At 31.4% G+C, this 9,967-nt stretch carries 8 protein-coding genes and 1 pseudogene; all 9 read left to right on the top strand.

Going from position 1 to position 9,967, the window contains the following annotated elements; translation table 11 throughout:
- Nucleotides 1–203: pseudogene (locus tag AC1DIT_RS25215) on the top strand (M23 family metallopeptidase); the annotation flags it as partial.
- Nucleotides 204–345: 142 nt separating this feature from the next.
- Nucleotides 346–480 (top strand): ABC transporter ATP-binding protein, encoded by a 135-nt coding sequence (locus AC1DIT_RS25210; protein WP_077294197.1) that lies wholly within the window; start codon nt 346–348, stop codon nt 478–480.
- A 328-nt stretch (nt 481–808) separates the two neighbouring features.
- The gene (gene spoIIID / locus AC1DIT_RS25205) at nt 809–1,081 is read left to right on the top strand and encodes a sporulation transcriptional regulator SpoIIID (protein ID WP_016112657.1); all 273 of its coding nucleotides are present in this window, start codon (nt 809–811) and stop codon (nt 1,079–1,081) included.
- A gap of 162 nt (nt 1,082–1,243) precedes the next feature.
- Nucleotides 1,244–2,245 carry a rod shape-determining protein gene (gene mreB, locus AC1DIT_RS25200; protein ID WP_016112656.1) on the top strand — a complete coding sequence of 334 codons (1,002 nt, stop codon included), beginning with the start codon at nt 1,244–1,246 and terminating at the stop codon, nt 2,243–2,245.
- A 352-nt stretch (nt 2,246–2,597) separates the two neighbouring features.
- Nucleotides 2,598–2,993 carry a glycerol-3-phosphate cytidylyltransferase gene (gene tagD / locus AC1DIT_RS25195; protein ID WP_016132448.1) on the top strand — a complete coding sequence of 132 codons (396 nt, stop codon included), beginning with the start codon at nt 2,598–2,600 and terminating at the stop codon, nt 2,991–2,993.
- 6 nt (nt 2,994–2,999) lie between these two features.
- Complete coding sequence (locus AC1DIT_RS25190; protein WP_016132447.1) at nt 3,000–4,163, top strand: CDP-glycerol glycerophosphotransferase family protein; 1,164 nt, start codon at nt 3,000–3,002, stop codon at nt 4,161–4,163.
- Nucleotides 4,164–4,195: 32 nt separating this feature from the next.
- Nucleotides 4,196–7,069, top strand: coding sequence for a CDP-glycerol glycerophosphotransferase family protein (locus AC1DIT_RS25185; RefSeq protein WP_476998487.1), 2,874 nt, complete (start codon nt 4,196–4,198; stop codon nt 7,067–7,069).
- Between the two features lie 20 nt (nt 7,070–7,089).
- Entirely contained in the window at nt 7,090–8,259 is a 1,170-nt protein-coding gene (locus AC1DIT_RS25180; RefSeq protein WP_016132445.1) for a glycosyltransferase family 4 protein, read from the top strand.
- A 42-nt stretch (nt 8,260–8,301) separates the two neighbouring features.
- Nucleotides 8,302–9,967: DUF6270 domain-containing protein (locus tag AC1DIT_RS25175; protein WP_476998486.1), on the top strand; the 1,666-nt coding region annotated here is incomplete at its 3' end.

Genomic DNA, 9,967 nt, shown 5'->3' with positions numbered 1-9,967 from the left:
AAAAAGAAGAGAAATCAACAAGCGGTTCAGCTGACGAAAAAGGTAAAAAAGAAGAGAAATCAACAAGCGGTTCAGCTGATGAAAAAGGACAAAAAGAAGAGAAATCAACAAATGGCGCAGCTGATGAAAAAAGTAAAAAAGAAGAAAAATCAACAAATGGTTCTACGGAATCATCTAACGACTCTTCTTCTACACAAGAATAATAAAACGAAAAAATCAGCTCTCACTAGGGAGTTGATTTTTTTATTTTTATATAAAAATGATCCATTTCGAGAGGGAAATAGCAATAACAAGGAAATTTGACGGAATTCTCGAATATATATATAAGAAAAGGAGGGGATTACTCTGTCATTTGTATTTGTTCTGTCGATTGCCCTTATTTTGTTGTTTATTTTATTTACTTTATATTATTACATTGCCAGTAAGAAAGAAGTTCCCCACCATCAATTATTAGAAGAAGAATGTGATCGGGAAGAATGACGCCTTTGACAAGAGGCGTCATTCTTTGTTTTTGTATGGAAGTTCATCAAGTAAAAATTGTCATTGTTAACGTATTTCTCACACGAAATTGTAATTTTTTTAAACTTAGTCCGCAAAAATACCGAACTTATAGCATATATCAGTAGTGCAGGCAATACAATGATATAAACCAAAGCAAAGAGAGTGTTTGAGGTGAGAAATCGTGAATCATTTCATTATAAATTCCAGAATGTTTAACGCTTACAAACAGCACTCGAATTTACTTCTTAGTCATATGCAGCGAGTCTCATTTCACACTTCTCACATCCAATTTAGGGAGGCGAGTGGTGTGCACGATTACATCAAAGAGAGAACTATCAAGATTGGCAAGTATATCGTGGAGACAAGAAAGACAGTGCGTGTAATCGCAAAAGAGTTTGGGGTATCAAAGAGTACAGTTCATAAAGATTTGACAGAACGTTTACCAGAAATTAATCCAGAGCTCGCAAATGAAGTGAAAGAAATTCTTGATTATCATAAGTCGATTCGTCACCTAAGAGGCGGGGAAGCGACGAAGCAGAAGTACCGAAAAGAAGATACAGAAAAAATCGTGCGGCAATAATTCATTATACGGCAAACATTCCTTGATCATGACGGAACATTTTTCAGAAGAATTATCTTTTCAAATATTACGTTTCCGTTAAATTTATGATAAAATCAGAAATTAGGTGTAAAAGAATTCGGGTACAACCTGATTTTGAATATCAAGGAGGAAAAAACAGGAATGTTTGCGAGAGATATCGGAATTGACCTAGGCACGGCTAACGTATTAATTCATGTAAAGGGTAAAGGGATCGTTTTAAACGAACCGTCTGTTGTAGCAATTGATCGCAATACTGGAAAAGTATTAGCGGTAGGTGAAGAAGCAAGAAGTATGGTAGGACGTACACCTGGTAATATTGTAGCGATTCGTCCACTTAAAGATGGTGTAATTGCGGATTTCGAAATTACAGAAGCGATGTTAAAGCATTTCATCAACAAACTGGACGTGAAGAGCTTCTTTTCAAAACCTCGCATTTTAATTTGTTGTCCAACAAACATCACATCTGTAGAACAAAAAGCAATTCGTGAAGCTGCTGAACGCTCAGGTGGTAAAACAGTATTCTTAGAAGAAGAACCAAAAGTAGCTGCTGTTGGTGCCGGTATGGAAATCTTCCAACCGAGCGGAAATATGGTTGTTGATATCGGTGGAGGTACAACAGATATCGCCGTACTTTCAATGGGTGATATTGTTACCTCYTCCTCTATCAAAATGGCTGGCGAYAAGTTYGATATGGAGATCTTAAACTATATTAAACGTAAGTATAAGCTATTAATCGGAGAACGTACATCAGAAGATATTAAAATTAAAGTCGGTACAGTATTCCCAGGTGCACGTAGTGAAGAACTTGAAATTCGCGGACGTGACATGGTAACGGGCTTACCACGTACAATTACAGTATGTTCAGAAGAGATTACAGAAGCATTAAAAGAAAATGCGGCTGTCATTGTACAAGCTGCAAAAGGTGTATTAGAGCGTACACCACCAGAACTATCTGCAGACATCATTGACCGCGGTGTAATCTTAACAGGCGGAGGCGCATTATTACACGGTATCGACATGCTTCTAGCAGAAGAATTAAAAGTACCAGTACTAATCGCTGAAAACCCAATGCACTGCGTTGCAGTTGGTACAGGCATTATGTTAGAGAACATTGATAAATTACCACGTCGTATGTTGAAATAGTCATATAAAGGGTAGTAAAAAGTGCGAAGGAAATAGTTCCTTTGCGCTTTTTTTTTTGTAAATAAAAGAAAGTAAGAGGTGGTTTGTAATACCAGACAAAAAAGTGCTTTCTTAGACAAGATATGACAATAGTTGTTAGGTTATTGTCATAGTTTGTAAATAAAAATTATGTTATAATCATCTTTGTGAATTTCGTGTGAACTTGATGTAAAATCTATGTAAATGTGTTTTAGGTTTACATAGGGGGATTTAAGTTCTTCTTACCATTCATAGGTGTAGGGGAATCTCTAATTTAAATATATTTCTCAACTGAATAATTATAAAATAAGAACATTTCACAGGGGGCGCGATTATGAAAAAGGTTATTACATATGGGACTTTCGATTTATTGCACTGGGGACATATTAACTTATTGAAGAGAGCAAAAGATTTAGGAGATTATTTAATCGTTGCTGTTTCTTCAGATGAGTTTAACAAATTAAAAAATAAAAAATCTTATCATAGCTATGAGAATCGTAAAATGATTCTAGAAGCGGTTCGGTATGTGGATGAAGTAATTCCTGAACATAATTGGGAGCAGAAAGTAAAAGATGTTGTTAATCATGATGTAGATATTTTTGTTATGGGTGATGATTGGGAAGGGGAATTTGATGAATTAGATGAATACTGTGAAGTTGTATATTTACCACGTACAGCTGGAATTTCTACTACAAAAATAAAAAAGGAACTAGTGCAAGTTGCTAGATAAGTGTACATGATTAGAGAATTGATTGTAGAAATCTACCTAATTCTATTTAGAATTTTACATAATATGATGAAAGTGTTTCCAATAAAAAAGAAAGTAACCTTTATTATGTCTTATGGTGAGAATCTCATTTTTATTTATGATGAAATGAAACGGCAAAAAATTGATTGTGAAGTAATTTTCTTATATAAACCTACATGTAAATATGAAGTGGATAGCTATTCAAATGTGAAGTCTTTTAAATTTGAAACGAAAAATATCCTTCATACAATTAAATCAATCTATCATTTGTCTACTTCCCAATATGTTATTATTGATAATTATTTCGGATCGTTAGCGAAAGTTAAATTTAAAAAGGGGGTGCAATGTATTCAAATTTGGCACGCAGCAGGTGCTATAAAAAAATTTGGATTGTTGGCACCTTCTTTTAATAAAAGGAGCCTACGAGCCCAAAAGCGATTTCTGGATGTTTATAGAAATTTTCATAAGATTGTTGTAGGGTCTGATGAACTAGCTAATATTTATAAAGATGCTTTTGCGTTATCAGATGATAGGATATTAAAAACAGGTATTCCCAGAACGGATCTGTTTTTTTATGAACACCGTAAGAGTGAGCTTAAAGCCAATATTTTATTAATGAATCCGGCTTTAAAAGAGAAGAAGGTAATTTTATATGCTCCAACTTTTAGGGATAAAGAGTTGGTAGATTTTGATTTGCATTTGGATATAGATGCTATGTATAAAGCATTTCATGAGGAGTATGTGCTTCTTATTAAATTACATCCAGCTGTAAGGGATAAACTTTATTATAAAAGTGAGTATTCGCAATTTGTATATGATTATTCACTTTATCCTAATGTTAATGAGTTATTTTTAGTTACTGATATTTTAATTACTGATTATTCTTCCATTCCGTATGAGTTTTGTTTATTAAAAAAGCCCATGGTTTTTTATCCTTATGATCTAAAAGATTATAAAAAACAAAGAGGTATTATAGGCGAATATGATTCTGTAGTTCCAGGACCAGTCGTATATTCGACAAGAGAGCTAATTGAAATAATCCAAGAGAATAGGTTTAGTTTATCTAAAATAGAAGATTTCTCTCTCAAATGGAATCAATATTCGAAAGGTAATTCTAGTGAGAATTTCATAAATGAAATTTTTGAAATGTAATATAAATCTAATTTAGGTGTAAGAGGTGTGGAATGAAGTTTTTGAACTTATTATGGCTACCTAAGGAACAAGGCAAGTGTTTTTTGCAAGAAATTAAATACAACCAAACGAAGCTAAATATTGTGTTGAGACTAGATGATTTTACTAAGGATTTAGAATTAAGTAGGCAGTATTTTGTTTTAATCAATCGAACATCGAAGGAAGAAATTAAATTTAATAATGATATACAAAATAATAGTAATCTATTAAATGTGGAAATTGGCATGACAGAACATATCGAAAGTCTTGTAAAAGGAATTTGGGATGCTTATCTTCAGGTTGAATTAGGTGGAAAAACAACAAGAATTCGAATTAAAAATGAAGTAACAGACTCTATTGAGTTCCCGCCTTTTTATATTAAAAAGTTAAATGGAAATTTCCTAGCATATTCTACAGTGAAAGGGAATTTATCCTTTAAATCTGAAAGTAGTAAAGCTCATTTGAAAGTTGAAGTAATCGATTTGAAAGAAAATGGTTTACTTGAATTGAGTGGTTACTTTTTAATGCCGTCATGGAATATAAGAAAAAAAACTGATATAAAGAAAAAGTTAGTTATGCGTTCTGGGAATATTAGTAGGGAAGTGCCTATTAATAATGTAAAGAGAGAGGATGTAACAGCCTTTTATGGACATTCAGGTGAAAATTATGATTGGGCAGGATTTAATGTACAATTAAATTTCCAAAAAGAAACATATGGGTTATTAAATGATAAGTCAACAAAGCTTTTCATAAAAATGGAATTTAAAGGTGAGACTCTTGTGTTGCCTGTGACCATTACACCTAATATGACATTTAATAAGCATGCTTCTGTAAAAACATTAGAAGGTGTTAGGAAAGTATTAATTAGTACAGAACAAAAGAACAATCAAGTGTCCTTGTTATTAACTAGAGAAGATTTGCAAGCAGAGGTTGATTCTATCTATTCAGAAGATAATCAAATTACAATTGTAGGTCAAGTTATTACGAAAGAAAGCATGGAGCAGTCTTTTGATGGTAACAAAGCTTTGGTTATAACTAAGCGTAATTCGGAARAAGAATATGAATTTGAACTGAAATTAAATGGGCTTCAGTACTCATATATATTTGATTTAGAAGACCTTATAGAAAAAGGGATATTTTCTGAAGGTATATGGGATGTATATTTAAAAATTAATAATCACCGTTGTCCTTTAGTGACTCGTTTAGACGGAATTACAAATAAACAAAAGCTTATCAAAATTCCACAGCAGTTATTATCTAATTTAGAAGGACAAGCTATTGTGGTAAAACCGTATTACACCTTACATGACGAAGTTTCCATCTTAATCCGCGAGTACATCAATGTAAAATCAATTGAGCAAGTAAGCATAGGAAAAGATGGTTGGATTGTATCAGGAAAATTAAATATCCAAACTCCAAATCATAAATTTCCTAATCAAACAAAGGGAAGTATGAATATTAAAGGGAGCTATGGAAAGAAATTTAATATTCCAGTTATATGGAATGTGGAGAAAAATGAAAAAACGAGACAAGAATTTAAATTTAATGCAGTCCTAGATATTTCCTCAATTCCGTTGGTGGAAGAACGGGACAACTTATTAGCCGATATTAATTTTGATTTAATTGAATGCAAGATTAATTTTGATGAGTATAAAGCTTTATTTACAATGAATGTAGATCCATCAAAAGTTATTTTAACTTTAGAGGATCGACTAAAACAAAAACCGAAAATTAACAAATTGCTTAACAAATGGAGTAATTCTTTATATCAGATTTTCAATAAAGTTCTACCTATTAATCAAAATTGTATTGTTTTTCAAAGTTTTCATGGGAAAAGCTATTCATGTAATCCGAGAGCCATTTATGAACAAATGTTGTTAGAGCAACGTAATATGAAAGCTGTTTGGATAATCAATAATTTAAAAGAAAAAATTCCTGGAAATCCAATTTTGGTTAAACCACGCTCAATCAAATATTACTATTATATGGCTATAGCTAAGTATTTTGTTAATAATGGAAATTTCCCTGATTTTTATGAGAAAAGAAATGGAACTGTGCATGTACAGACATGGCATGGAACTCCTTTAAAGAAGCTAGGCTTTGATATTGATCCTAACTCACCATCGTATGCAGAAAATACTTCTCCGGCTTTATTAAAGCGTAATGAGAGATGGGATTATTTAATAGGACCAAATGATTACACTTCAAAAATTTTAAAACGAGCTTTTAATTTTGAAAAACAAATGCTAGATGTCGGATACCCTAGAAATGATATCTTTTATCGTAAAGACATTGACAGGAAATCCACGGAAATTAAAAAGAAATTAAATATTAATCCAAAAAAGAAAGTAATTTTATATGCACCAACATGGAGAGATTATGACTTTCATAATGGAAATCAGGATAAACCATACGAATTTAAATTTGATCTTCAGAAGTTCAAAGAAAGATTTGGAGAAGAGTACGTTTTATTATTAAGATTACACTATAGAGATGCAACTCGTATCCAAATTAATGGATTTGAAGGTTTTGTTTATAATGTATCTAGTTATAATGATATTCAAGAGCTGTATTTAATTTCAGATATATTAATTACGGATTATTCATCAGTAATGTTTGATTTTGCAAATTTAAATAGACCTATTATCTTCTTTACCTATGATTTATCTAAGTATGGTTCTCAAGTTCGAGGGTTTTATTTTAATTTTCAAGAAGACGCTCCAGGCCCAATTATTTTAGATCAAGAGCAATTATTTAAAACGATAGAAGAAATTAATAAAGTGGAAGCGAAATATGCGGGACAACATCAAAAATTTAGAGATAAATTCTGTCATCTTGAAGATGGATATGCTTCTAAAAGAACTATAGACGCTGTGATTGGAAAATAAGTTAGATAGGAGATAAGGTTGTGAAGATTCGTTTTCTTGTATTTGATATTTATGGAATGGGTGGCACTGTACGTACAGTATTAAATGTAACAAATTATTTAGCTCAGAATGGTTATGATATTGAAATTGTCAGTGTGTTTCGCCATCGTAAAGTACCATTTTTTGAAATAGATCCAAGAATTAAAATTATTGTTTTACATGATGTAGTAAATAGAAAAAAAGATGATAAAAATTTTCGGACGCAGACAGCAAATAAGTTATCAAAAATGAAAAGTAAGTTGATTCATCCAGATGATGAAGGATATCATTTCTTTTCTCTGTTGACAGATATTAAAATGTATAACTATTTAAAGGGCATAGATTCAGGTATTTTAGTGACAACAAGACCAAGTTTTAATATTTTTGCAAGTAAGCATGCTAATAAAGGTGTACATCTTATTGGACAAGAACATCTAAACTTTTCAATTTATCCTGAACGATTAAAAAAATCTATCTTAAAACACTATATTAATTTAGATTGCTTGGCTACTTTAACAGACGAAGATACAGTGGACTATACAAACCTTCTTGCAGATGGAAAAGTAGAGGTAAAGAAAATTACAAATTCAATTCCAAAACTTCAAGGTGTTGTCTCATCTCTTACTTCCAAAACTATTATTGCTGCAGGGCGTCTAGTTCCACAAAAAGGTTTTGATTTGTTGATTGAAGCATTCAAAATTGTCAATGAAAAACATCCAGATTGGAAACTTAAAATTTATGGAACTGGGAGAGAACGAGCAAATCTAGAGAATTTAATTGAACAACATAAATTATATAACCATGTTATTTTAATGGGTGCTACTCAGCGCATTGATGTAGAGCTCTCTAAAGCATCAATATATGCCTTAAGCTCGAGGTTTGAGGGATTTGGAATGGTTATTATAGAAGCTATGCAATGTGGAGTACCGGTAGTTAGTTTTGATTGTCCAAAAGGGCCGAGTGAAATTATTGCTCACAATAAGGATGGCATTTTAGTAGAAGATGGGAATGTGGAGCTTTTTGCGAAATCTTTAATGCAACTAATAAGTGACTTAAGAAAAAGAGAAAAGTTTGCTAAACAAGCTATACAGAATGTTAAACGATTTGAAATAGATGAAATTGGCATGCTATGGATGGGGACTATTGATGCAATATCTCATCAAACTAATTAAGAATAAAAGTTCTGAATTTTGTTTAGTACGGAGGATAGTAGTTTGAAAGCAACCGTAACAAATATGAGTTTCAATAATGGCCTTATATATATTGAGGGAAAAACGAATTTTATTTTAGATGAAGAAAGCTGTTCTATTTGCATTAGAAGGCGTGAAATGGAACATGGTATTGAGTATCCAGAAGAATATTGTTTCTCACTAAAAAGTGATGAAGGAATGTTTAGTTTTAAGGAGGATATTAAATTACTCTTTAATGGTGTTTCATTAAAAACTGATATGATTTGGGATTTTTTCTTATTTTGTAATGAAGAATATGTAAGACTAGAAGCAACAAATCAATTGGATTTTAAAGATAGTTTGTATCATCCATTGTGTGAAAATCTTTTTAAAGCTAAGCCTTATATTACAGGCGATAAAAAGGTTTCAATTTATATATTAAAGAATGATGTTAAGGCATTTGTAAAAGAAGTTTCATTTAATGAGGGAATTTTAAATGCAAGTATTTATTTGGAGCAGTTAAATGAAATAAAGTTAGATGAAAAAACAGTTAGGTTAACATTTAAGAAAAGAGAACAAGAAGGTTTATTTGAATACTATGAATCTAAAGTGATAGAAGTTGAATCAACTCAGAATCCTATTGAATTTTCAGTGGATATTGACCAACTATTTGAAGACTATGAGCTACATCAAAGAATGATTTGGGACACTTTTATAGAAATTCAGAATTCAAAAGGTGTGGGTATTGAAGTACCGTTACTTTGTTCCCAAAATGATAAGATGAAATTMGAATTTAAATACCACAATTTCACACATAATGATTTATTTAGAGTGAAGCCATATGTTGTAGGTATGGATAATATAGCGATATTTATTAGAAAAAAAGAAGTTAATGTTAAAGCTTCTGAGTTCGATTTTGAAAATAATATTATTTATATTAAAGGAAAGATTGATTCCAAAGAATATATGGTTTTAGACTTTGACACAGATAATTCATATATTGTACTGAAAAAGCGTTATACGGCTAATGGAGAATTAGTATACTTTGAAGAAAAAGCTCAAATGTTAAATATCCTCAATAGCTGTTTTGAAATCAATTTGAATGTTCCAGAACTTTTAAAGGATCAAAAAATTCGTCATAAAGATATTTGGGATGTTTTTGTTCGTTTAACAACTTTTGATGGAAGAACTGTAGATGTTGAATTAAGCCCAGAAAAACAAATTGAGATATATAAATGCACATATGAAATGATGAGAGAGAACAGAGAGTGGAACTTTAAGCCTTATGTAAATGGTAATAAGTCATTTTCAATTTATTTTGTGGAATCGGGTAAGTTGTCGGAAGACGCAATAGAAATTGCTGTTTTGGGTTCATGTTTTAGTCGCAATGCTTTTAATTCTAGGGATTATTTCAATCCCGGGTATAAAAAGCATTATAATTGTAGCTTAACGCAGTTTCATTCTTCGATTATAAGTCTGATGTCTAATTCAGTAAGTATTGATATGAAGAAATTTGAAGATGTAACAGATAAAAATAAAGAGTTCATTCGTTGTGATTTTGAAAAAGATTTTTTTGCTAAACTGAAAGAGGCTAAGCCAGATTACTTAATTATTGATTTATATGCAGATGCAGCTAGGGATTTGATTAAAGTAAACGATGAAAGTTATATTAGTGCAAGTATGGTTCTTAGGGGGAGTCAATATTTTAAAG

The sequence above is a fragment of the Bacillus sp. 05T22 genome, assembly GCF_056396765.1.
This window is presented reverse-complemented; position numbering and strand designations above follow the sequence as displayed.

What these genes read in the sequence shown, in the direction of transcription:
- tagD (WP_016132448.1), top strand. Translation starts at nt 2,598, where the DNA reads ATGAAAAAGGTTATTACATATGGGACTTTCGATTTATTGCACTGGGGA.
- AC1DIT_RS25190 (WP_016132447.1), top strand. Translation starts at nt 3,000, where the DNA reads ATGATTAGAGAATTGATTGTAGAAATCTACCTAATTCTATTTAGAATT.